Source organism: Mastigocoleus sp. MO_188.B34 (assembly GCF_030065675.1).
In the GTDB taxonomy this organism is placed as follows: domain Bacteria; phylum Cyanobacteriota; class Cyanobacteriia; order Cyanobacteriales; family Nostocaceae; genus Mastigocoleus.
Genome location: NZ_JASJDK010000008.1, coordinates 15595 through 40847, shown reverse-complemented (window position 1 = coordinate 40847; position 25253 = coordinate 15595). Strand labels below are relative to the sequence as shown.

The following is a 25253-nucleotide window of genomic DNA, read 5'->3' as shown; positions in this document are numbered from 1 at the left end:
CAGCATCTACATAAGGTCGCATTAACCATAAACTTATTCCCCAATGACTTAGTTTGACCTGTAGCTATAAAAGGGCTAGTGACGGGAAACGCTACCTTTCCTGGTCGGAGTTCGCTGCTTTTGCAGGGGCTGAAATGATACTATTAATTATGTTTAAAATATAATTTATTAATTAAAACAGACTGTGAAAGTAAGCTAATTAGCTTATTTCTATCCCACTGCAAAGTTAATCTTCATTTAAATACCATTTTGTGAACACCGTTGGTAAACTAAACAGGCATGTTTAGGTGAAATAAAGTAAATAATTTACATATGACATTGTAGACACTAAAGTGTCTCCCTACGACGGGAAAGCGTCAAGCTACTCTATCGCAAACCTTGCCTTTAAATTCGATCACCCTATATTTTTGTTCAAAAACCTGTCATGCTAAAAAATCTGTTCGGCGACCCTAATGCTCGTAAACTAAAAAGATATCAACCATCTGTCACGGATGTTAATCTTGCAGAAGAAGATATAAAAGCCCTATCGGATGAAGAACTTAAGGGCAAAACGCCAGAATTTAAGCAGCGTTTGGCAGCAGGAGAAACTCTGGATGATATTTTGCCAGAAGCATTCGCTGTGGTTCGAGAAGCTGGGCGAAGAGTTCTAGGTTTGCGACATTTTGACGTACAGATATTGGGCGGTATCATTCTGCACAGCGGACAGATTGCGGAAATGAAAACGGGTGAGGGTAAAACATTGGTTGCAACCTTGCCCAGCTATTTGAACGCTTTGACAGGTAAGGGTGTCCATGTAATTACCGTGAATGACTATTTGGCTCGACGTGATGCTGAATGGATGGGACAGGTACATCGTTTTTTAGGGTTGAGTGTCGGGTTGATTCAGTCAAGTATGACGCCACAGGAACGTCAGAAAAACTATAACTGTGATATTACTTATGTAACTAATAGTGAAGTCGGTTTTGACTACCTGCGTGACAACATGGCGACGGAAATGAAGGATGTGGTGCAGCGTCCGCTTCATTACTGTGTAATTGACGAAGTGGACTCAATTCTGGTTGACGAAGCGCGAACTCCACTCATCATTTCTGGTCAGGTAGAACGTCCCACAGAAAAGTATTTGAAAGCTTCAGAAATTGCTGCATCTCTGGACAAAGAAGAACATTATGATGTTGATGAAAAAGCTCGTAATGTATTGCTGACAGATGAGGGCTTTGCAAAAGCGGAAGAACTTCTAGAAGTTAAAGATTTATTTGATCCAGAAGACCCTTGGGCACATTTTGTATTTAATGCGATTAAAGCGAAAGAACTATTTGTTAAAGATGTAAATTACATTGTCCGCAACGGTGAAGTGGTAATTGTGGATGAATTTACTGGTAGGGTCTTACCAGGGAGAAGATGGAGTGATGGTTTACACCAAGCTATTGAAGCAAAAGAACATGTAGATATTCAACCTGAAACCCAAACTTTAGCTTCCATTACCTACCAAAACTTGTTTTTGCTGTATGACAAATTAGGTGGAATGACAGGAACTGCAAAAACAGAAGAAGCTGAATTTGAAAAAATCTACAAACTGGAAGTAACTGTAATTCCTACTAACAGACCGCGAAATCGTAAAGATATGGCTGACATGGTCTTTAAGACTGAGGTTGGTAAGTGGCGAGCGGTAGCAAAAGAATGTGCTGAAATGCACGAAACAGGTAGACCTGTACTAGTAGGAACCACCAGTGTAGAAAAATCTGAATATCTCAGTGAATTATTGAAGGAATTGGAAATTCACCACGAGTTATTGAATGCTAGACCGGAAAACGTGGAGCGAGAAGCAGAAATTGTAGCTCAAGCAGGGCGTAGTGGTTCCGTTACCATTGCTACCAATATGGCGGGTAGAGGAACTGATATTATCCTGGGTGGTAACTCAGAATATATGGCTCGTTTGAAGGTACGGGAATATTTTATGCCCCGAATTGTTCAGCCAGATAATGAAGATACTTTTGGCGTTCACACAGCATCGGGCTTACCAAGCGCAAATAGTGCTGGAGAAGGATTTGTTCTCGGTCGTAAAGTCAAAACTTGGAAGGCTTCACCACAGGTCTTTCCAGTAGAAATAAGTAAAGGAACTGAAAAAATACTCAAAGAAGCAGTAGAAGCAGCTGTTCGGGAATATGGCGAACGTTCTTTACCAGAATTAGAAGCAGAAGAAAAAGTTGCTGTTGCTGCGGAAAAAGCACCAACACAAGACCCTGTAATTCAGAAATTGCGGGATGCTTATCAAGCTGTTAAAAGGGAGTATGAAAACTTCACCCATGCAGAACACGACCGAGTCATAGGTCTGGGTGGGTTGCACGTAATCGGTACGGAACGTCACGAATCTCGCCGGGTAGATAACCAACTCAGGGGACGTGCTGGAAGACAAGGTGACCCTGGTTCTACAAGATTCTTCCTCAGTTTGGAAGATAACTTGATGCGGATTTTTGGTGGCGATCGCGTAGCCAGACTAATGGATATGTTCAATGTGGAAGAAGATATGCCCATTGAATCTAAAATGTTAACTGGCAGCTTGGAAAATGCTCAAAAGAAAGTAGAAACTTACTACTACGATATTCGTAAGCAAGTATTTGAGTATGACGAAGTAATGAACAATCAGCGTCGTGCAATTTATGCCGAACGTCGTCGTGCTTTAGAAGGTGAAGACCTCAAAGAAAAGATTATTTTATACGCTGAAAAAACAATGGATGACATCGTTAATTATTATGTCAATCCAGAATTACCTTCAGAAGAATGGGAATTGGATAAATTGGTCGATAAGGTCAAAGAATTTGTTTATTTATTAGAAGACCTAAAACCAGTTCAGTTGGAAGATATGTCAATGGCTGAGATTAAAGCCTTCTTACACGAACAGGTACGTATCGCCTACGACATGAAGGAAGCTCAGATAGATCAATTCCAGGCGGGATTAATGCGTCAAGCCGAACGTTTCTTTATTTTGCAGCGGATTGATACTTTGTGGCGGGAACACCTACAGCAAATGGATGCTTTACGCGAATCTGTAGGTCTGCGGGGTTACGGACAGAAAGATCCATTAATTGAATACAAGAGTGAGGGTTATGAACTATTCTTGGATATGATGACCAACATCCGTCGCGATGTGGTTTACTCGCTGTTTATGTTCCAACCCCAACCTCAGCAGACAGTAGAAGTATCTTCAGGGTCGGGAGTAGTTTAACAGTTAACAGTTAACAGTTAATGCGCAATACTTACAGTACGCTAGAGCCTGCGGCGTCGGTCGGCAAAGCCTCTGACTAACGTCACGCAGGGTGCGCTTACACGTTTGACGCACTACGTGAACACCGTAGGTGCGTCGTCTTTCGCCGCTAACCGCTAGAACGCGCACGCTGCGCTAACAGTTATAGCAATAGAAACCTCGTCTATAGGACTCATATTTGATTTTTGAAAATATACTGAGACTCAAAAGCTTATGTAGCAAGCTTGAAAGCTAAAAACTCGTTCAGAAATCAAACCGGATTCCTATAGGACATTATAATTTTGGTTTAAGGGGAAAAGCGGCGGTCAAACCCCGCGCCGCCGACAGGTACCAACCATCCGGCGCAGCCACCCCGCAGGGTGGGAATGCTGACCAAGACAGGGAAAAGGGAACGGGGAACAGAAAAACGTCCTAAAAATAATGGCGACAGCTATATCAGTTAACAGCTAATAGCTAACGCTATAGTTAACAGTGGTCGCTTACCAGTTAAGAGCGATAGTTATTAGTTTCTTGTTAATAGGTTTGTTGTGGTAGCAGTATTTTTAAGACTCAGTTTGTTGCTTTACTATGACTGCTACAAGTATAAATTTTTCTTGATGTATTTTCGTCTAGCAACATAGCTTTCCCAATACACATCAAACTTCACCTGTTACCTGTAGCCCGTAAGGGCGTGGCGTTAGCCATAAACTGATAACTGAATCAAAACCAACCTTCTTGTTCCAAAGTTTCAATCATTTGTAGTCCGCGAATATCTCCAACTCCTAAGATGGCCGACTTTGCATCTTCGCGTACTCCCAAATCCGTATCTTCAGCAAAGGCTTCAATCAAAGCATCAATCGCTGTTGCATAAACAACATTAGATGGAAGTTGGCGACACAATTGTCCGATCGCCCAAGCACAGTTACTTCTGACTGCAGCTACAGGATCTTTAACTAAGGTTTCAATTAAAGCCGGCATTGAGCCCACAACAGCTTCATAGCCAACATCTGACATCTGTGCTAAAGCGCTACCAGCCCACAAACGTACTGCTGGAATATCAGTTTTTAAAGCATCTGTAAGAGAAGTAAGACAGCGTGGATCTCGACAATTACCTAAAGCCCACACTACACCTTTACGAACATAACCGTTAAAGTCATTATTGAGTCGTTCTATTAACGGTTCTACAGCTTCTGGACTTGGATTGCGTCCGATCGCATAAGCAGCACTAACCCTCACCAAAGGACAGGTATCTGTTAATAGATTAATTAAAAGTGGCATTGCCCGCGCATCTTCAATGTCACAAAAAGCACGTGCTGCCAACATCCTTTGTTGCGGTTGGGGATGTTCCAATAATGGGAGCATTTCCTCCGGATCTGGCTTGGGTATTTCTGACTCTCCAGTCAGTGGCTCCATACTATCCAGTGGACTTTCGAATTCCGCTTCTGCTTCTAATAAACTTAACTCTTTTTCGTCATACATATTTCAATGGTAAATTGAGATGATTTTGTAACATCCCCAAAACAACATAAAATCCTGTACGGATAATAGCTTTATTGTATGTGTTACTCAGTAGCAACCGTATAACTATTATCCTGTGGCAGGATAAATAAATTTTTTATCAACTTAAATTTTCTATCAATTTAATCTTCAATATGCAAAGATTTTATCATCCACAGTGACTGAGTTTGATAACCCAAATGATGATAAAGATTTAATGCTGCTGTGTTTGCCGGAAAAACCTGTAAGCCAATTTGGCGATCGCCCCGTTCTTTTGCCCAGTGTTGGGCGTGTTCCATTAAAGCAGTACCTATACCACGTCGACGATGTTGGGGCACAACATAAACCAAAAAGATATGAGCATGACGATTTCCGGAAACTTGATCGACAGCATTCCCGATCCATAAACATCCTACTGGAGAAGACAAAGAAATGGAGGAATACTCTTTTCTATTTGTGTTATTTCCTGTTTCTCCAACAAAATCAACCCACCATAGAGGTGTTTGCGGCGATAAATACTGTTCGACTGTTTGCGCTAGATGAGAAAAGTCTTGCTGGGGAAACATATCTTGATAAGTTAGCCGCATAAACTTAACCAACAGCGCTCGATCCAAGGTAGAACCAGAACGAATTTGGTATCCAGGTAAAATTTGTTTTGTCATCTATCATTTGTTATATTTCATCTGTCATTTGTCATTTATCCACTGACTGATGACCAATAACTAGTGATAAATTGAAATATTAATTGAATTTACTATTTTTTGTAGTTAGTTTTTTATAACTCCGGAGCATAAAAAGCAAGAGCTTGTCCCCGTAAGGACAATCCAACTTCCCCATCAGTTTCAATAGGTGCTGGTGCAGCCATATCTGAAGGTAAAAAGATTCGAGCACTAACTGCAACCAGAGCGCAAACAAATATCAGCACTACTAGTAAGGGAGCGATGTACTGACGAAATATAGACATACGAATTTAGAAACTAAGATACCCTACCGTAACATGATACCTAAAGTTTTGTTAAAAGAGGGATTGGGGATTGGCGTTAGCGCCTAGCGTAAGCGTACCGGATCCGCAAGGTAGCGCAGCTAGAGCCTGCGGCGTCGGCGAAGCCTCTAGGTATTGCGTGGCGTTAGCCATGTAGGGATTAGAGATTAGGGATTATTAACTCATTACTCATTACTGTGCGCTTACGCGCCCCGCAATACCTACGGTACGCTAACGCTAGGCGCTAACATTACTTATTATTATTTCCAGTCACCAATACCCAGTCCCCAGTCCCCAGTCCCCAGTCGCCATCCGCCAATCCCCAACCTAATCCCAACCGGCTTGTTCGCGTTTGAAGTGAGATAAAGCTTTTTCCCAATAAAAATTTTCCGGCATGTCGGGGTCATATTCTTGTTTAACTTTGTTAAATCGACGTTCTGCTTCTTCGACGTCACCATCTAACATCTCAATCAATCTGGTTCTATAATGACTATCGCGCATGGGCTTTTCTCTTTCAATACCTCTTTCTTGCTGTAATTTCAGCGATTTGCTTTGTTTAATTTCCCAAAATAAAAGATAATAAATCGTTCCAAAAATTACAATTAGGCTGAAGGTTCCTAAAGATGTAACTAAGTTCAACTGCATGTATCCTAAAATCAACTGGGAGACAACGTAACCTAGTAAGACACCAGTAAATGAAAGGATCACAGTAGAAATAAAAGTAGTAGTTTTCTTAATCATAAATAATTTTACTTATTATTAAATTCTGCTATTGTGACTATTATCAAATTACTTACAAATGAATATAATAACCAGGAATATTAATCTAATTATGTTTTATCTAATACTGGAACGATAAAGTTAATTAAACAAGCAAAGAATTCAACAATAAAAGATAATCCCCAATTGTTCAATGCAAACAATTTCCAGTTTTAGGAGAAAGTAACATAACAGAATATTAGATACACATTGTTTTTCTATAAAGGCTGTAGCAAAATCATTCACCGATTTACATCATTATTTTTATTCGAACTTATAAATATTTGGATTGGATAATAAGATTTATAGTTAATACCAAACTACGTAGTGAGGTTTTTGAGTTCTGTAAACTTCGTCATAAAAAGAAAAATTTACGTGGTTTGTATTAATCTTAAGCTTCCATAAAAGTAAAGATTATTCTAATATTTTTGAATAGTAAAGCATATTAGCTCAAGTTGCTTGTTAGTTGTAGTGTGCTAAATATCCTTCACGTGTACCGTTCGCAATTCATGATAAACAATAAAGGTCATCTGTGCTGACTTTGCTGTATCAACTTAAATCTCAATAGCATGGGTTGAAACGAAATTTTAATAGAAGTTTTGAGTTTAATGAAAGTGTTGAGCGTGCGCCTACAATACATAGAGATTATGGGGTTTGAAAAGAAGTAATGTTCTCTTATATTGTGTGTGGAATCAATTCGTTGTAGCACATCACAAGAAGAACAGTCATCAGTATTGGTGACTGGTAAAACGTAGCGTTAAGGTTAGCGCTATATCGTAATGGGAATTGGGAGATTATATGATAACTGTTAACTGTTAACTGTAGACCGTAAGGGCGTGGCGTTAGTCATGAACTGATATCTGATGTCCTTTAATTTCTACGTTTTTTTCTGCTAAGCATTTTTCCCAACCTCTACGGGTACCTATTTCGCTTTTTTGGTCCAGAAGTCCCAATTCAACTTCTTTTCTCGTAAGCTCGGCAAATTCTTCGTAACGTGGATAATTGGTAGTAACAAAAGTTTCTTTACGATGCAATATTGGTGGATTTATTCTAGTTGAATAATCGCTACGAGTTACTTTAAATGTTTGTAAGTGAATGCTGATACTTGCTTTTAATGCTGGATGGGGGTCTACATCAAAATCTGGATAAAATAAGTAAGATATTCGCGGTTCATCAATACAAAGTTTAATTAGAGTTGCACCTTCTGCACGTCCAAAATTACGACTTGCACAACCTTCATAAATTCGCAGGATAGGATCTAGTTCCCCAAGCGCAGAAAAATGAACATAAAGAGCACCGCGAGTACATTTACCGATTTTACTTTTTTTGCAGGCAGCTTTTAATACTTCTGTTTGCCCCAAGCTAAATAGTTTGCGATCGCCGACTTCACAAGCATCTTGATAAGTTCCAAAAAATGCTTTGATGTCATGACGAATTTCTGAAGGTAACTCACTAAATTTCGGACGTTTTTCAAATTGGGTGAGTGCGAGATAAACTTGAATATCTAAAGAACGACGGTAAGCGATCGCATCCCATTCTGCTTCGTCGGTTGCTTGTAAAATTAATTTGAATGCTTTACGAAAGCTACCAATTTCTAATAAGATTTTTTCTTCATCTTGTGGTGCTAATTCTTCTTTAACTGGGAGTCTACCCCGTTTAGTATAAAATTTTATTAATGGTGCTAGTAATTCTTTGTAATCTTCAAATTTTTTACCAGCAATTCTAATTCTTGGTGCGATCGCACCGGAACGAAACCATTCAAGACGAAAGCTTTCTTTTTGATTATCATCTCGAAATACAAAATAAATTCCTAATCCAACAGGTATTGCATCGACTTTGAGAACTTCATCAATAAATTTTTTCAGTTCTTCTTGGTCATAATATTTCTGGAAAGTATTGCGAGATGTGACAATACCATCACCATAGGGAAGTTGAGTTTTGCTATTGGGAGCATTAACTAAAACTTGTGCAGAAACAATTAAAACTTTATTAGTTAATTCCCAAGCTTTTAATAAAGCTTCACAACGTTCTTCAGGGTCTTCAATTACGTTTAAAACGTATCCTAAATTAACAATATCAGAATTAACCCGGCGTTTTTTCGGGTCGTAATAAGGGTCCCAACCTTTACTTTTATAACCTAAATGCTTCAGTCGTTTGATATCACCACCATGTCCGCATCCATAATCAAAAAAGCTTGTTTCTTTGGTAAGAACTTCTAATTCAATTGCTAGCTTGACTGGACGGGATATATCATTACGATGAATCGCAGCTTTGTGACGTTCAATTACAGTAGCTTCTGACATCAGTTCAGACAGTTTGTAGACACCAATTTAATCTTGTTTATTGGTGATTGGTAATTACCCATTTTTCAATTTTTGGTGGCTAATTCAATCAAATCTTCAATTTTCTTGATATTTGGATCGCCTGATAAGTAACTGATACCGCGATGTAGGTGGAGACGAAGTTGGGTTGCGAGAGTTTCTTTATCGATAGTCAAACCATCGTTATAACAGCGTTGTTTGAGCGCTAGCAGCAGCATATCAGAGATTTCCCCACCGAATACGCGCCATGTCATTTCCACATTACTATCTTGGGGAATTGCTATAGGTGAGGGTGGGGTTGGTTCTGCTAGGGAGCGACATAAAGCCCATCTACACAAAATATTCCATTGATCGATTTTGGTTAGACGTTTGAGTTTAATTAGTTGCTCTTTAGCGGTTTGGGAAAGACGAATGCGTTCGATTGGGGTTTCCATGGGGATTGGTAATTGGTAATGGGTAATGGGTAATTGGGAATTATGAGTTGAGAAAGTAAATTTGGAAATTGGGAATGGGAAGACCTGATTTTGAAAAATTAGAAGTATATAAATTAGCAGAAAATTTGGCTAATGAAATTTGGAAAATAGTTATATTTTGGGATTATTTTTCTAAAAACACTATTGGTAAGCAAATGGTCCGTGCTGCAGATAGCATTGGGGCTAATATAGCAGAAGGTAGAGGACGTTATAACTTTCAAGACAATAAACGTTTTATTAAAATAGCTAGAGGTTCTCTAAATGAGACGATTCATTGGATGAGATTAGCTTATAAACGTAAATTATTAACAGGTGAACAAGTAAATATTCTCAAATCAATTATCGATGAATTATCCCCAAAACTAAATGCTTACTTAAACTCAATCGGTAATCAAACTAATTCATAAACAATTACCCATTACCAATTACCAATTACCCATCACCAAAAATACCCCTCTTTTACTGTTGTTTGACGCGATTTTGGATCGTATTTAAGAAGATATTCGTGGGCGATCGCTTCGTTTTGACGCAGAGTTTTGATTTCTCTTTCGCCGATTTCGGTGTCGGTGGAAAGTAATATTACTTGATGGGAAGCTGAAGGAAAGTATCTTTCAACTAAGTTAGTGCGGTGAGAAGAATCTAAACGTCCAAGGGGAGTGTCAATCGCAACTGGTAAGCTACGTCCAGATACGCGGGCTAATCCCCATAAAAATGCGATCGCAAGTAGTTGTTTTTCTCCTGCTGAAAGGCGATGTTTGGGTACTGTTTTTCCTGCTTGGTTATAGAGGGAAAGGCTGAAAGTATTTGTATCTATGGCGATACGGTGTACTAGATCTGATTTATGGAGTAGGTAACGAAAACATTCTGTTACTTCAATTTCAAGTTTGTTGAGTTTGCGTAATGTAAGTTTTTCCCGGAAAATTTTCAGGGTTTCTTGAACTTTTGCTGATGCGGCTATGATATGTTCTCGATTTCGGCGATCAATATTTTCAACGCTATATTCCTGTAAGCTTTTTTTGGTTTTATTGATGCTATCTGCTAATTCTGTGAGTCGATGATTTGTTGTTTCGAGTTTGGCTTTGAGTTGAGCAACTTTATCTTGTGACTCTTGAAGTGTTGTCACTAATTTTTTATATTCTTCGGGTTCTGCTGCTCTTTGGATTTGTCTTTCGAGGTTGATAATTTCTTCTTCTTTATTTTTTAGACTAGTAAGTTGTTGTTTGGCGAGTTTTTCTGAATTTTGTAAATAGTAAAGAATATTTCCCAGTTGACTCAAAGTTTCGGCGTCTGTTAACAACCAAGATGCTTGTCCTTGTAAAAAACTAGAATTTAATGTATCGACATCTTGTTCGAGAAATTTTTTGATTTCATCGATTTTGGTAGCTAAAACTTCTTGTTGGTTAATCCAAGCAAGTAAACGTTTATCTCGTTCTTCTAAAATTTCCCGCGCCATTTGGGCTTGTTGGATTTTAACTTCTTTTTCCCCTTGTCTCTGTGCTTGTGTTAATAGGTCTTCAACTAATGTCAAGGGTAAAGCACTCGCTGCTAGTTCGGACATTGATTCGCGAGCATTTTCTAATTCATCAGCTTTTGCTACTTTTTGTTTTTCCAGCCGATCGCGTTCACCAGCAATCTTACCACCATCGGAAACAAATTTATCAAATGCCGATTGTTGATTTTTTTCTGCTGTTTTTAATTCTTCCTGTAGAGACGCGCCATGGCGCGTCTCTACATCATATTCTGTTTGTAACTGTTGTAATTGTGCTTCAATTTCTTCGAGATTTGCTAAATCTTTTGTATCTGCTAATTCTTTGCGCTTGCGGTTAACTAATATATCAATATCAATTGCTAAACGTTCGGCTAATTCTAAACCTAATAATGCTCGAATTGCTTCAGTAACTGCTGCAGGAGGAACATCCTGTTCTGCTAATTCTTTAACTTGTTCACCATCAAATAAAAATAAATTAGAAATACCTAATGGTAAAAGATTTTCAATATATTCATCCCAAATATTAGTTAAAGTATCAATACCCCAAGTTTTATCTTCTTCACCAAAAATCCCCAAACTATCTTTACCGTCTTTAGGTTGTTTGGACCAATTTCTAACTATTCTGTATTTTACAGGTTGGTTATTTTCAATATGTTCAAAAGCTAATTCAATTTGGGTTTTCTCAAAAGGTTGGGCGTGACTATTAACGCATTGAGAAAGGAAATCACTATAACTTAAATTACCCCGAGTAGAACATTGGGCGCGATGACCGTAAAGTGCGAGACGAATAGCATCCATTAAGGTGGTTTTTCCCCCACCATTCATCCCACCCAATAATACTATTGGACGTAAATTTTCATCGTCAGTTTTAGGATCGAGATTAATAACTTGTTCGCCAGAATATGGTCCGAAGTTTTTTAGGACTAGTTCGAGGAATTTCATGCTTTGGTAATTGGTAATTGGTAATGGGTAATTGGTAATTGGTAATCCGGATAATAAACTTCTTCTGACTTCTGACTCCTGACTCCTGCTGTGCTTACGCCCCGCTCCGCTAACGCTCGTTAGAGCGCGGTCTGTCCTAACTCCTGACTACTGACTTCTTATTTCTTCTTTTTCTTCTTAAACTTCATACTCGCCCAATCCGGAACTTTACTTTCATTTTCCTCTTGTTCTACTGCATCTCCCAAAGTTAGCTGTTTGACTTTTGCGACGTCTCCTTTATCAACAGCATCTTTTAAATCTCTTTTGAAATGAGCATTTTTTATTGCTTCTTCTGGAGTCCGAGAACTACTTCTAAAACAACCTTCTAATGCTTCATAAATTCCCACGCGACGAGATTTTTTACGATATTGACGTTCTGTATCTAATAATTTCGCCATTAATTCTAAATGCATTCCGTCGCCATCACAAATTTCCTCCAATACCGCCCATTCATCACTACCTAGTAAACTGTAGTCAGCACCAGGTCGGGGATCGATAAATTCTTCTCCAGTCACTTCTTGATAAATCCTGGGTACACTATCATCAAACTCATGTCTTTCTTCGAGCCAAATCCTACGAATTTCACTCAATTCTTCTGTGGTAATTATAGTAATATCGCGCATATTTTCCGGCGCAGTACTACGCAATTGTTTTTGCATCGTGAGAAGTTTTCTTAACCAATCTTCCCTAGCTTCTTTAAGGTAAGGACCCGGAATTGGTTCGACGGAAATGTCACCTTCTATGTTGCGTTCGTACAGTTGAACATCTCCACTTCTACGGCGAAAATCTCTTCTTTTACGACCTTCTTCAATGTCTAATTCTTTACGAAAATCTAGTAGGGGTTGTAACCATTCTTTCTCTTCGTCATTTTGAATCATCGCTGATAATGATTTATCCTGACTCACCAAGGTACAAACCCAACAACCAAACCGAGAACTACCACAACTTGGAGTTGATGTATCTACTACTAGAGGACATTCATTATCTGCACTCGCACCTCTGTACATGGTAAATAAATCTTTGTTGCTATACCCCCAAGGATTTTCCCACTGCATGAGATATAGCCAAACTTCGTCGTTGCGCCAATCTTCAACTGGGCTGTAAACTAAGGAATTCGGTAAATTCATGTTGGGACTGAGACGCTCGCGGACTCGTTTTTCTTCCCATTTTTTCATTCTGTTCGCACGTCTGGTACTCTCAGCTTTACGAATTCCCAAAACCAAAATTGCTTCACCATTGGTACGAATCACATCGCGAATAAACCGATTCGAGGGACTAATTTTCAGACGTTCGGTACACCAGCGAAATTTTCCCCGGGGTGCTGGGTAACCTTTACCAATTAAACCCACCCAAAATGTATCTTTGGTTTCTGGTTGCAGTAAATGAGGTTCAAAAGGTAATTGTTTTTCCTCAACTGCTACTTTCATTTGCTTCAAAGAATTCTTTACCCATTGGGAAACGTAGGGATTTTCCACCAGGGTATCTGTGGTAATTACATGTATCGTTTTGGTGCGCTTTTCCGGTGGTAGTTGCGCGATCGCATTCCAAACTAGTTGTAAGGTCGCGGTACTATCTTTACCACCAGAATATCCAATCACCCAAGGAACCTCGTCTAAGCAATATAATTCTTGGATTTCTGTGGTGAGACTCTGGATGTCTTCTACTAAATCTGCGACAGTCCGCTGACTTTGACTTTTTTTCTCTTTTTGTTGGGTTGTGGTCATTGGTCTGTCCTGGGTTTAACTGCTTTTGTAGGATTGGACAAGTTAAGGTTAAACAAATTTAAGCTGGAAAGTTTAATTTGGAAAGTTTAATTTGGAAAGTTTAAGCTGGAAAGTTGAACTTAAAAAATTTAAGTCTAAAAATTTAAGTCTAAAAATTTAGGTTGAAAAAATTTAAAAGTGCATTAGCGTAAGTTAAGTTTCTAAAACTTTTACGCTGTTAGGAAACAAATAGTAATTTTTATCCTCCCAAACCCTTCTCTAAAAAGAGGATTTTTCACTCAAGCTTTGCTCTAGTTAAAATACAACTTTGCAAAGTCAAGCGGGAAACTCTTGTTTTATAGCAAAGAACATATTATTTGGAACATTATATTTTGCTTTAAAGGGAGCCGGAAAAAGAAAAATGTCCTAATAATTATGAAGATTGCTATAATCCACCAAGTTACACTAACCAAGGGAAACAAATATCGATACAAGGATTCTCTAGTTACCCCTCAAATAATTGATTGGAATTTATCTGAGTAAGGGCAAAACTAGTATTACATAAATTAAGGTTTTTAAAAACTTAATTTATAATGTCTCAATTTTCTATATATTTAATCTGTGTCAGGATTTTAACTTCAAGATATTAATATGATAGCTAGTGCATCCGATCCCATCGCCGATATTTTTAGTCAGTATGATGATGCAGAAGAACGTAATCATAAGTTACTTGCTTCTCTATTCGATGAGTATTTTTCCGGAGATGAACAACTGATAGTTCAAAAAACTCAGATGGGTGGTACTGAGGCTTATGTAGGTTCTGTCACATTGGAATGGTTTGCAAATCGGGTTAATTTCGCTTCTCATTTACCATTACTACAGCATAAGTATAATCCTGCAACAGATAATATCGAAATTGACGCTGATAGTATTGATGAAATTCAACAGCGTCCCCTTGATTGGTCGCGTCAAGCACCATTAGTACAGTATCTAGCATCTCGAAAACATCATAAGTTCCCCCCAGTTTTGGTCGTTATCAACCAACCTTGGGTAGATAATCCTAAAGCTAAGCAATGGAATAAGAAGAAATGCGCCAAAAAATCTACTACCCAATTCACACCCTTAGGTAAAGATAGTAATTTTGGCTTGCTTAATGTTTCCGAAGATGACGTTACTATCTATGCTTTGGATGGTCAACATCGATTGATGGGAGTACAGGGTTTGATGAAGTTACTGAAAACCCAAAAACTCGAACGCTACAAAAAAGATAAATCTCCCTACGGAAGTGCGATCGCAATCGACGATCTAATCGAACAGTATCAGATCTCTCCGGCTTATTTAAGAAAATTACCCAAAGAAAAGATTGGAATCGAGTTTATTTCAGCGGTTGCGACAGGGGAAACCCGCGAAGAAGCAAGAAGACGAGTAAGGTCAACCTTTGTTCATGTTAATTTGATGGCTGCACCTTTAAGTAAAGGACAGTTAGCACAGTTAAATGAAGATGATGGATTTTCCATTGTTGCCAGAAAGATTGCTGTAAGTCATCCGCTTTTGGAACAAAAGAAAGATAGAAAACCCCGAGTAAATTGGAATAGTGCTACAGTAGCAGCAAAATCTACGGTTTTAACCACCTTACAAGCACTCAAAGAGATGTCCGAAAAATATTTAGGACATAGATATCCCCAATGGAAACCTTCAGATAAAGGTTTGATTCCTCTACGACCTGAAGATGAGGAATTAGAGGAAGGGATTCAACATTTTCATGAATTTTTCGATAATTTAGCGAGTTTATCTAGTTACAGATTGCTGGAATATGAACAGACACCGAGTTTGCGACGCTTTAGTTTTGAAAAGGATGGTGGTGGTGAAGGAAATCTGCTTTTCCGTCCTGTAGGTCAAGTTGCGTTAGCACAAGCTTTGGGAATATTGGTATTCAAAAAAGGATTTTCCTTAGAAAATGTTTTCAAGAAGTTGACTAAGTTTGACCGGGAAGGTGGTTTTAGCGGGATGGAGTACCCGAAATCTTTGTGGTATGGGGTTTTGTACGATCCGAATCGAAAGCGAGTACTAGTTGCTGGACGGGAACTCGCAGCAAAGTTGTTGGTATATATTCTGGGTGGTACCCAAGATACGCAAGAACTAGCTCAACTTCGGAAAAGTTTAGCTCGCGCTCGTACTTTTGAAAACAAAACTGTGGATTTTGAGGGGAATTTTGTGGAACCCAAGAAGGTTGGACTTCCAAATATATTGTAGGGAAATTCACATCTTGCACCAAGAAAATCGCTTAAATAAATAATACTCAGTGTACCTGACCACCTTGGACTAAAAGTCCCAGGCTTATAGGCAAAGTCCTCTAAAAGAGGACTAAAGAAACCTTGAAAAAAAGTCTTATTAATAACCATTAATTTTACTTTTAGTTATTTATACTTCTAGGTGCAAGATTTGAGAAAAAGGGAACGGCTAATAGAAAGTGTTTTACGCGATCGTCCGCTATGGGATGTAGAGACGCGCCAGAGTCTGCGGCGTCGGCGAAGCCTCTGGCGCGTCTCTACAAGAATTTTGGGTTTGGCATATTATCTTGCAATGAACGATAAATGGTGCTGTAATAATTACCATTTGTTATCGCAACTAGCATCCAGAACCGTCAGGGAGTTTATTCCCTGTCTAATAGCGCTTAGTGTACGTGGTGTTAGTCATACATAATCCATTGAAATGGACTGGAAATCTCGCTAATTAAAATTGATTTTTTATCCTAATAATCTAAATCCTAAAAATGATTTCTACAATTAACTTATACAGAGTTTTAACCCACAGAATTTTAACCGCTACAGGAATAGCTATTCTCACCTCTTCAATCTCTTTCAATGATGTAAAAGCTCAACCTTTACCACAGAGAGAAAGTTTCTCCATCGCTCAAGCTTCTAGAGGAATAAGAGGAATAGAAAGAAAAATACCTCTTTCAGAAGTACCAATTACTGTTATTACTTCTGTCAAAACTGTTACTGGATCTGAAGCAACAGAAGCAGGAGTAGAAATGAGATCGGACGGTTCTATGGTCTATGAAATATATGGTCAAAACCAACAAGGTTTTCAATTTGTTGTAGATGCGACTCCCAATGGAACAATTGTTGAAGTTGACGAAGAAGTAGACAGCAGTGCTATTCCTGAAAATATCATGAAAGCATTCAGGCGATGGGTACCAAATGGGAAAATTGTTAGCAGCTGGCGAAGTACGCGTATAGGTGCATTATTTTATGAATTTGTCATTGATGATGATTTCTGGATTGAAATTCCTGCTGAAGCCGATCGAGTAATTATCCACAAATTTAAACGTTCATAATTCAAACCTTCGTAATTCAAATGTTCGCGATCGCCGAGAAAATTCAGTCTTTCAAAGCATTTCATGAAAACCTGTACAATCATTAATCCTGTAGCAGTAGTAGCACTGACTGCGATCGCTACAATTGTTTCTCATACCAATCCTGTCTCTGCTCAATCTCTTAGAGGTTCTGGTGCTTCGTTTCCCGAACCTCTCTACAAACGTTATCAAACAGAATATGAGCGAGAAACAGGTAAAAAGTTTAAATATACGGATGTTGGTAGTGGGGGTGGGATTAGGTTATTTATTAACAAATCTGTAGATTTTGGATCTAGCACTTTCATTCCTACCCCAATTGAGCAAAATCAGATGGAAGATGGTTTGTTAATGGTACCAACGGGGGGAGGTGCATTAGCTATTGTTTATAATCTCAAAGATGTAACTACTAATGTTAAATTGTCTCGCGATAAGTTAGCAAAAATATTTACAGGTCAAATTTCTAACTGGCAACAAGTTAATCCTCGTTTTCCTAATAAAGAAATTCAAGTAATTGTTCGTTCTAATAGTAGCGGTACATCTTTTATTTTAAGCAAATATTTACAAAAAATTACTAATGGCAAAATAGCAGCGAGTAGAAAACCAAATTGGGGATTTGAAGTATTTTCTAGTCATCCTCAAGATAGTGGAGTCGCAGGAGAAGTTAGGCGAATTGATGGTGCTATTGGTTATGTTCAAGTAAATGTTGCTCAAACAAATAATCTACCCATCGCTAGGATTGAGAATCAATCTGGACGTTATGTTAGACCAACTTTGGAAGAAACGAAGAAAGCCTTAGCTAATATCAAATTCCAGGAAGACTTTACTACTGAAAATATTAATGACCCAGAAGATGGTTATCCCTTAGCTAGTTTGACTTGGCTGTTATTTCGTCAAAGGTATCCCAACCAAGATACAGTCACAGCAAGTAAGGAATTATTAACATGGATTTTAACTAAGGGTCAAAGTTTTAATGAAGAGTTAGGGTATACAAAAATTCCCGAAAATGTAACTCAGAAAGTCATTGAAAGTATTAACAATGAGTTCAAGGTTAGTCCTTATTAGGTAATTGGTAATGGGTAATTGCTAATGGTTAACTAGTAATTGTTATAAAAAGTTTTCTAAGCCGAAGAGCTAGAGCTAAATACTCTAAGTTATGAACGATAAATAAATTATTGAAAATATTCAAATGAAAAAATTTGCTATATTAAAAAATTTAACTTCAGTAATGCTGGGCTATGGTTTATTAACTTTATCTCCGGTATTAGCGCAGGAAAAAAAAGACAATTATTCTGAAACTGTTTCCGATTTACAATCTTTTAATTCACAACAATCTCTTAATTCACAATCTCAAGTAAAGAAAAATTCTACTTTTCCTGGATTATTATCACAAACTCCAAGATATCGCGAGCCTCCTAGATTTGATGGAATTATTAATGTTAATGAATTAGAGGATGTCAGCCCCGGAGATTGGGCTTATGAAGCGCTACGTAGTTTGGTAGAAAAATACCGTTGTATTACTGGTTCTGACGAAAAAACTTTCAACGGTAATCGAGTAATGACTCGTTATGAGTTTGCAGCAGCTTTAAATGCTTGTTTACTAAAAATTGGACGTTCAATTTACAGTTTAAATAATAGATTTTCAGACAAAGAAGAATTAGCAGTTGTTCAAAGATTACAAACAGAATTTGCCACAGAACTAAAAAATATTACTGCCAAAATAGATAATATAGAAGAACGAGTTAACTTTCTTAAAGAACGTCAGTTTAGCCCTACAACTGTTTTACGGGGTACTGTAGATTTTAATTTAATTAGCGCTTTTGGTAATAGCAAAGCTGTTTCTCCAAATGAAAATCCCACAGAAGAGTTAGACGAAATTCCGACTTTATCAGCACGAACGAGCCTCAGTTTTGATACCAGTTTTACAGGTAGAGATAGATTGCGAGCCAGAATACAAGGAGGAAATGTTAGCAACTTTGGTGCTGATTTCACTGGTACGGATATGACTCGCTTGGTTGGTGCAACCAACACTGGTAACGATATCACTTTAGGTACCCTGTTTTATGAATTTCCCGTTGGCGAACGTGGGATAATTGCGATCGCGCCAGCTGCAGACTTCCCCACTCGAATTTTCCCCGCTCTTAATCCTGTCTCCTCAATATCTAATTTTGGTGGTGAAAGTCCGATATATTCCTTTGCTTTTGGTGCGGGTGCAGTTGCTTACTATCAATTCACCGATGAGTTAGCTGCAGGTATCAGTTACTTAACAACTTCTGGTAGCAATCCAGATGAAGGACTATTTAATGGTCAATATACTGCATTAACTCAGGTAACCTATACCCCATCTGATAAAGTTGGTGTTGCTTTAACATACGGTCGTTACTATGCACCAGACCCTGGTTCAACCGTTAATATTACGGGGAATAAAGGTAGCGAATTTGCTCAATTACCCTTTGGTGGTGATACTGCAACTTCCTCAGATGCTTTTGGTTTGCAATTTACTTACAAATTGAATGATAAGTTGATTTTAGGAGGTTGGGGAAGTTACTTTAAAGCTAATGCTGAGACTTCTCCTAGCGTTAGTGGTTTTAGTGGTTCATCTGGAAGTGATGCAGATATCTGGAGTTGGGCTGTTACAGCATCCTTAAAAGATTTAGGTAAGTTGGGTAGTCAATTAAGTTTTGTCTTTGGTATGCCTCCCAAAGTGACTAATAATGATGTTGTAGAACGTCAAGATGAAGATACTTCTTTGCATTTTGAATTATCTTATCGCTACCCAATTACCGACAGAATATTTATCACTCCTGGATTTTTGGCGATTACTAATCCAGAACATAATGCTGATAATGATACGATTTGGGTCGGGTTGATGCGTACTAGTTTTGATTTTTAGATGTGTCCATGTTTAATCCCAGTGGGACAGGACTTATAACAGTTGCATAAGTCTTGATAAAGTAGAACGCGCTCAACTTCGGAAAGATTTAGCTTGGATTCGGACTTTTGAAAATAAAAATATGGATTTTAAGGAGAATTTTGTGGAACCAAAGAAGATAGGGCTTTCAACTATTTCGTGATTACCAACATTGAAGATATTTGTGTTGTAATGAAAAGCTTGTGACAAATTTGTTACACTTGATACAATCCAAAATAGCAAATAATTTTTACATCTGTTAATCATTATTATGTTATCGAAGAATGATAGTAATCCTGGTCAGGAGCTACGCAAATTTTTAAAAGTAATTTTCCCTCAAGATTACAAAAATACAGATTACGAAAAACCAGAATCTTTTATTTTAAGAATTGATGAAGGTTTGATGGCAAATGGTGAATTCACTAAAATAGTTTACGAAAGTAGTATTAATTATTTGTTAAGGAGATTGATTAATACTGCTGAGTATTTAAGAATAAAATATCAAACTGACGAATTTCCACCTGAAAAATTTAATCAGGAACTTCGACGTTTTATTATAGAAAACACTCATATCCCAGAAGAAAGTTCTGAAAAATTATTTGCTTTATTACAGGCTTGTCTTCAAGCAAAACGTAAAAAAATAAAACCAAATAAAAGAGAACGGCTAATTAGAGATTATAAGTCAAGAAATGAACTACGCTGTTATATCTGTGGCAAATATTTAAATGAAACAGAAGCAGAAATAGAGATTGAACATTTATGGCCAAAAACAATGGGAGGTGCAACGGAAGATTTTAATCTCAAAATATCTTGCAGTTTTTGCAACAAAAGCAAACAGGACTATATTGATGCTAGTGACTTTCATTATGAACAAATATGCTTAGTAAATGACAAAAATGACACAAATTTTTCTTATGAGATGCAAAGAACTTATAAAGTAGCGCTATTAAGTAAAAGTAATTATAGTTGCAGTGTATGCAACAAACAAGCTGCAACTGTAGGTAAATTAAATTTTGGCAGACTGAATCTTAACGATAGTTGGCACTTTTTAAATATTCAAGCTTATTGTGATGAACATAGACCGGAATAAATTACTAACATTACATCATTATTAGGATATTAATATGGAACAAAAAATTTACTTTGGTTGTCGTGTGAGACAAAGAGGTGATGAAAATACTACTCCTTTTTTTATATTTAATGCTCTCGTAAAAGATATCAAGCAGTGGGCAGAAGTCCGAAGAACTCAAGATTCACCAGAAGGTATTCAAAGATTATTAAGAGAGACGAGAAGAAAATCTATTACTAGATTTGTGAAATCGGATACCAAGAATACTATTCCAAATAATATTCTCTTGGCGTTTGAAGAAGGGGTAGTAAAATTTAATTCTTTAGAAGAAAAAGTAGGAGAATGTTTTGGCGAACAAATTAATATCTATAATGGATGTGATGAGAAATTGCAATGGGGAACAATTGAATTTTCACTCAATAATAAACCTTGTGCTTATGTAGTCGATGGACAACACCGTCTATATGGTCTATCAGATTATTCCTCAGAAGATTTACCCGTGCTTGTTGTTGCTTTGCTAGATGCTACTCTTGAAGAGCAAGCATTTCAGTTTATAGTCATAAATAATAAAGCAGTTAAAGTATCTACAAATAATGTTAAAGCTATAATCGCTAATTTAAATGAAAAACAACTACAAGATCGTCTTTTAAAAGCAGGTGTAAAATATGGAAACACATCTCCGACACTCAGAGATATTAATGATTTAGATACAAGTCCATTTAAAGATTTGCTAGATTGGCCATACAATAAAGAAGGGCAAAAGTTAGTTCCAATAGCTGCAATAGAGCAATCTATCAAATACTTGAAAAGTGTTTTTACTTTCTTGGAAGAGGATGAAGATTCTTTAGTTGATATTTTTTGTGCTATGTGGCAAGTTATCAAAGATAACTATCCGGAATTATGGGCTAAAGATAATACATTTATGAAGAAAGTGAATATCAATGCATTGAATGAGTTTATTTCTGAACGCTTGAAATATGCATGGGAATTAGATTTGGTAGATGTATTTGAGTCAAAAAAAGTAAAGAAACATGTTTTAACTATTGTCAAATTACTTCCAAAAGAATTTTGGGAAGCAGAGTGGTCTATTAGGCTTCAGGATAGTGCTAGTGTGAGAAATCAAATTAAAGAAGATTTGTCCAATTTAGTAGATAATTGTAAACTTAGAAGATCCTGGGAGCAAGATTTAAAATTACCCATCACAAACAACGAAGCAACAAATTAATTTTACCCATATAGTCCAAGATAAAACTTACTCAAATCAAACTCCTCCTCTTGCAGCTCAGTCTACAGCGATCGCACACACTATTCACAAAAAAATCCAGCGCATACCAAACACACTGGAAATCTCAATCAAAACAAGAAAAAAATAAGTAAGTAATATTTACTCAGCTTGATTATCAACTTGAGTGCTTTGTAATTGCTGCACTTCTTCCACTGTTAAACCAGTAGTTTTTGCAACTAATTCAATCGAAATTCCTTCTTGGAGCATATTAATAGCAATTTTTCGAGTGTTTTCTTCAGCACCCTCTTCTTTAATCAATTGATAAGTTACTGAATCGCGCATAATATCCCTCCTCAGTAAACGTTGAATTTCCTCTTGTTTCAATACTAACCCAGCTAGAATAAACGCAGATGCAGCCACATCGCTTTGGATTTTTTTGTCATTGATGTTATTTATTCGGGTTGCAACTTCCTGCAAAGTGCTAGTCTTACTTTCAGTATTGCTTAGAACTGCAAATGGAAGTAAAGCGGGAGTTTGCAAGAATATTTCTGTTGGTTGCTCCCAAAGACGAATGACTTGAAAACGATGTATGGTTTCTTCAAGCTCAAATTTGCTTTTATAAACTTCTTCAGAATTGGTTTTTTTGAGATAAATCACCACTTGACGCATCTTTTTATCGGGAAAACGGCGATATACTCGCAAACGATAATCCGTCATCCGAAAGGGAATTTTTGGATCGGGTTGAGTTTGAAATTCGACCTGTAAAACAAGTTTTTCGGATTGTCTTAATATCAGAGCGTCAGCGCGAATTGGTTCCAGAGAAAGTTCTTTGGGACTTAACTCGGTTAAGCTGATTGGTTCTCCTAACAACCAAGTTGCAAAATCATCAGAAAATTTTTCTACCAGGTATTTACAAAGACTATCAAACATAGCTGTCAAACATACAAGTGACTTGGAATGGATTCCAAGTCTCATAGCGTGGGTCCACAAAAGTAGTAGATTTAAGCCAATTTATAATAAATTCTGCTGAAAAAGCTAGATTTTGCTGGTTTTTTGCTTATCTAAAATCTTCTAACTTAATTACGTAGTGTTATGCAGCCCAAAATAATTTTTAGAGACGCGATACCATGATCTGAAGTTAGATCCAAAACACCGCGTCTCTGTAAGAGAAATATAGACTTCACAGTTCAATTTGTGAAGCACAGATGAAGAGATGAAAGTACATCTTTAACAGATATTTCAATGTGGTTTGTCCACATCGTTAATAAGTAACTGTTTAGATGTCTAAAATGTACCCAGCTTTGGTAATAAACCAAGTATAGGTAATAGATATACAGCAATAATCAAAGCTGCAGAAGTTGCTAACAAACCTAAAACAATGGGTTTGTCAGAAAGCTCATATTTAGGCTTAAATGCAGCAGCTAAGCTAGACTTAGGCAGTTTATTACGGTAGTCTTCCCCATAACGAGCCATACGAGCAAAGGGTAATTCGCCATGAGAACGTTGAGGTAGAATACGTCGTCTTTGATAAGGAACAGTACTATAACCAAAGTTGGTCATATACTCTTCACTATTTAATAATTCATCAATAAAACCTTTCAAACCTTTGGTTGCTAACACAATTGACCAAGCAAGTTTTTCACGTTCATCGTAAACTTGACGACCTAAAAGACGTTGAAAACAAATTTCTACGAAACGATAGTTATTGTTGCTGTTATAGTTCAGTCTGCGAAATGGATCGGAAAGTGCTAATCCTCTGATAAAGTCTTTTACATTAATCTGACCCGATGCAAGCTGAGATTCCAAGAATGATTGGCGGTTACTACTCAGCATCTGTTGTTCGTGAAATACTTGATAGTATGCAGCCCAAATTAACTCACTAATCTCTTTGGGATTGTATGAGAATTCACTTGAATAAACCCTGGGTTTTTCTTCATTTGGAATTTCATATCCAGGTACGCGTTGATTTTGACTAGAAGGAGAATAAGTTAAAAGAGGAATAGCCACTCTTGTATACCTACTATGTTTGAAAACTATGGGACACATTTTATGTGTGGGTTCGGCAAGTAAAATTGCCGCCTTCATTTCAAACTAATGCAAATTTTGCATTCCAGTCATAATTGTTAAAGAATCTTCAAAGCCCAATTAAATAATTAAAAAAAATATACATTACGGGCTTAAAAAAGTTTTAAGTGTATATTTAAATGAATTTATATTTTGAATAAGTTATTTCTTGTATCAGATGTTCTAATTTATAGCTCCAACTTATATTTAGGACTTGTATAAATTTCATACAATTAAATAATAATTATTATGCGATCGCTAATTTGATGCGATAAGCCCGTAGGGTATAGCCGAAGCCATCGCCAATTTTAAAAATGCACAAATACGACTGCAATCTAAAAAAGTCTTTTGTTATAAATTGGTACGTACTAACAAAAATTTTTTACTAAACCTGTTGTTAATTACTTTTAAACAATAAAATATCAACTGTAGTTATAGTCTGACATGGTAATTATTAATTTTGCCAATCTTTATATAGTATTGCAACCATCACTACATCTTCAAATACACCCCACTTCTTGACCCGTTGACGCAGAATTCCTTCTTGCACAAACCCATTTTTCTTTAATACCCGACCAGAAGCTAAATTTCTTGTCATGTGATAAGAATAAATTCTGTTCAGATGTAGATGGTTAAAGCAGAAATTTAACACAGGTTTTAACGCTTCAGTCATATAACCTTTCCCCCAACATTCAACCGCTAACCAAAAACTTAATTCTGCTTGAGAATGCTCCAGTTCAATTTCTCGAATTTCAATCACACCTCTGAGGAAATTGTTCCCTTTTGGTTCAATAACAAAAGTTACAGAATTACCCGATTCAAACTCAGAAATCTTTTTGCGAATATATCTTTCAGCTTCACTATGATGATAAGGATAAGGAATAGAAATCATAGTATCAGCGATATCACGTGTGCTTATTACCTTTTGCAGTGAATCTAAATCTGACAAATATAAGGGACGTAAATTTAATCTTGTTGTCTCTAAAGTTAATTGTACTGTCATTAACTTTATTTAATTTGTACCTTACTAAAATACCTTATTTTTAATTAAATGTAATTCAATTGGGATTTACGACTACATCGGTCAGTATAAAAACTTGCATAATATTTCACTATGGTATGACTAAGTAAATTAGTTATCCTGGTAAATTAATAACTCTAAATATCAAGACTAAAAAATCAA

At 37.1% G+C, this 25253-nt stretch carries 20 protein-coding genes; 9 read left to right on the top strand and 11 right to left on the bottom strand.

From position 1 onward, the window contains the following. Nucleotides 1-424 precede the first annotated feature (424 nt). Entirely contained in the window at nt 425-3223 is a 2799-nt protein-coding gene (gene secA / locus QNJ50_RS03220; protein WP_300631923.1) for a preprotein translocase subunit SecA, read from the top strand. Between the two features lie 738 nt (nt 3224-3961). On the opposite strand, the gene QNJ50_RS03215 is transcribed toward secA, so the two are convergent. The 6 genes from QNJ50_RS03215 to dndE form a co-directional block, all read right to left on the bottom strand. Next, on the bottom strand, nt 3962-4720 hold the full coding sequence (locus tag QNJ50_RS03215) for a HEAT repeat domain-containing protein (RefSeq protein ID WP_300631921.1): 759 nt from the start codon (nt 4718-4720) through the stop codon (nt 3962-3964). A gap of 161 nt (nt 4721-4881) precedes the next feature. Next, nucleotides 4882-5400 carry a GNAT family N-acetyltransferase gene (locus QNJ50_RS03210; protein WP_300631920.1) on the bottom strand — a complete coding sequence of 173 codons (519 nt, stop codon included), beginning with the start codon at nt 5398-5400 and terminating at the stop codon, nt 4882-4884. Between the two features lie 113 nt (nt 5401-5513). Further along, a complete protein-coding gene (locus QNJ50_RS03205; RefSeq protein WP_300631918.1) occupies nt 5514-5702 on the bottom strand; it encodes a hypothetical protein in 189 nt (62 codons plus the stop codon). A 345-nt stretch (nt 5703-6047) separates the two neighbouring features. Beyond that, entirely contained in the window at nt 6048-6461 is a 414-nt protein-coding gene (locus QNJ50_RS03200; protein WP_300631916.1) for an ABC transporter permease, read from the bottom strand. A gap of 860 nt (nt 6462-7321) precedes the next feature. After that, on the bottom strand, nt 7322-8782 hold the full coding sequence (locus QNJ50_RS03195; RefSeq protein WP_300631915.1) for a DNA phosphorothioation-associated putative methyltransferase: 1461 nt from the start codon (nt 8780-8782) through the stop codon (nt 7322-7324). 65 nt (nt 8783-8847) lie between these two features. After that, complete coding sequence (gene dndE / locus QNJ50_RS03190) at nt 8848-9234, bottom strand: DNA sulfur modification protein DndE (protein ID WP_300631913.1); 387 nt, start codon at nt 9232-9234, stop codon at nt 8848-8850. A gap of 74 nt (nt 9235-9308) precedes the next feature. Here dndE and QNJ50_RS03185 point away from each other — a divergent pair, with 74 nt between their 5' ends. After that, on the top strand, nt 9309-9680 hold the full coding sequence (locus tag QNJ50_RS03185; RefSeq protein WP_300631911.1) for a four helix bundle protein: 372 nt from the start codon (nt 9309-9311) through the stop codon (nt 9678-9680). 32 nt (nt 9681-9712) lie between these two features. Here QNJ50_RS03185 and dndD read toward each other — a convergent pair whose 3' ends face one another. Further along, nucleotides 9713-11704 carry a DNA sulfur modification protein DndD gene (gene dndD, locus QNJ50_RS03180; protein WP_300631909.1) on the bottom strand — a complete coding sequence of 664 codons (1992 nt, stop codon included), beginning with the start codon at nt 11702-11704 and terminating at the stop codon, nt 9713-9715. A gap of 158 nt (nt 11705-11862) precedes the next feature. After that, nucleotides 11863-13467, bottom strand: coding sequence for a DNA phosphorothioation system sulfurtransferase DndC (dndC, locus tag QNJ50_RS03175; RefSeq protein ID WP_300631907.1), 1605 nt, complete (start codon nt 13465-13467; stop codon nt 11863-11865). Between the two features lie 630 nt (nt 13468-14097). On the opposite strand from dndC, the gene QNJ50_RS03170 reads away from it, so the two are divergent. The 7 genes from QNJ50_RS03170 (at nt 14098) to QNJ50_RS03140 (ending at nt 22006) form a co-directional block, all read left to right on the top strand. Continuing rightward, nucleotides 14098-15699, top strand: a complete 1602-nt coding sequence (locus tag QNJ50_RS03170) for a DGQHR domain-containing protein (RefSeq protein ID WP_300631904.1) — start codon at nt 14098-14100, stop codon at nt 15697-15699. Nucleotides 15700-15888: 189 nt separating this feature from the next. Further along, nucleotides 15889-16149 carry a hypothetical protein gene (locus QNJ50_RS03165; RefSeq protein WP_300631902.1) on the top strand — a complete coding sequence of 87 codons (261 nt, stop codon included), beginning with the start codon at nt 15889-15891 and terminating at the stop codon, nt 16147-16149. 70 nt (nt 16150-16219) lie between these two features. Then, nucleotides 16220-16786 carry a hypothetical protein gene (locus QNJ50_RS03160; RefSeq protein WP_300631899.1) on the top strand — a complete coding sequence of 189 codons (567 nt, stop codon included), beginning with the start codon at nt 16220-16222 and terminating at the stop codon, nt 16784-16786. 63 nt (nt 16787-16849) lie between these two features. Then, a complete protein-coding gene (gene pstS / locus QNJ50_RS03155) occupies nt 16850-17866 on the top strand; it encodes a phosphate ABC transporter substrate-binding protein PstS (RefSeq protein ID WP_300631897.1) in 1017 nt (338 codons plus the stop codon). A gap of 124 nt (nt 17867-17990) precedes the next feature. After that, nucleotides 17991-19694 carry an iron uptake porin gene (locus QNJ50_RS03150; protein WP_300631895.1) on the top strand — a complete coding sequence of 568 codons (1704 nt, stop codon included), beginning with the start codon at nt 17991-17993 and terminating at the stop codon, nt 19692-19694. Between the two features lie 289 nt (nt 19695-19983). Next, entirely contained in the window at nt 19984-20802 is an 819-nt protein-coding gene (locus QNJ50_RS03145; protein WP_300631892.1) for an HNH endonuclease, read from the top strand. A 34-nt stretch (nt 20803-20836) separates the two neighbouring features. After that, a complete protein-coding gene (locus QNJ50_RS03140; RefSeq protein WP_300631890.1) occupies nt 20837-22006 on the top strand; it encodes a DGQHR domain-containing protein in 1170 nt (389 codons plus the stop codon). 159 nt (nt 22007-22165) lie between these two features. On the opposite strand, the gene QNJ50_RS03135 is transcribed toward QNJ50_RS03140, so the two are convergent. The 3 genes from QNJ50_RS03135 to QNJ50_RS03125 form a co-directional block, all read right to left on the bottom strand. Next, on the bottom strand, nt 22166-22936 hold the full coding sequence (locus QNJ50_RS03135) for an Rpn family recombination-promoting nuclease/putative transposase (protein WP_300631991.1): 771 nt from the start codon (nt 22934-22936) through the stop codon (nt 22166-22168). A 354-nt stretch (nt 22937-23290) separates the two neighbouring features. Next, nucleotides 23291-24013, bottom strand: coding sequence for a phycobilisome rod-core linker polypeptide (locus tag QNJ50_RS03130; RefSeq protein ID WP_300631888.1), 723 nt, complete (start codon nt 24011-24013; stop codon nt 23291-23293). A gap of 511 nt (nt 24014-24524) precedes the next feature. Beyond that, nucleotides 24525-25073 carry a GNAT family N-acetyltransferase gene (locus QNJ50_RS03125; RefSeq protein WP_300631885.1) on the bottom strand — a complete coding sequence of 183 codons (549 nt, stop codon included), beginning with the start codon at nt 25071-25073 and terminating at the stop codon, nt 24525-24527. Nucleotides 25074-25253: the final 180 nt, after the last annotated feature.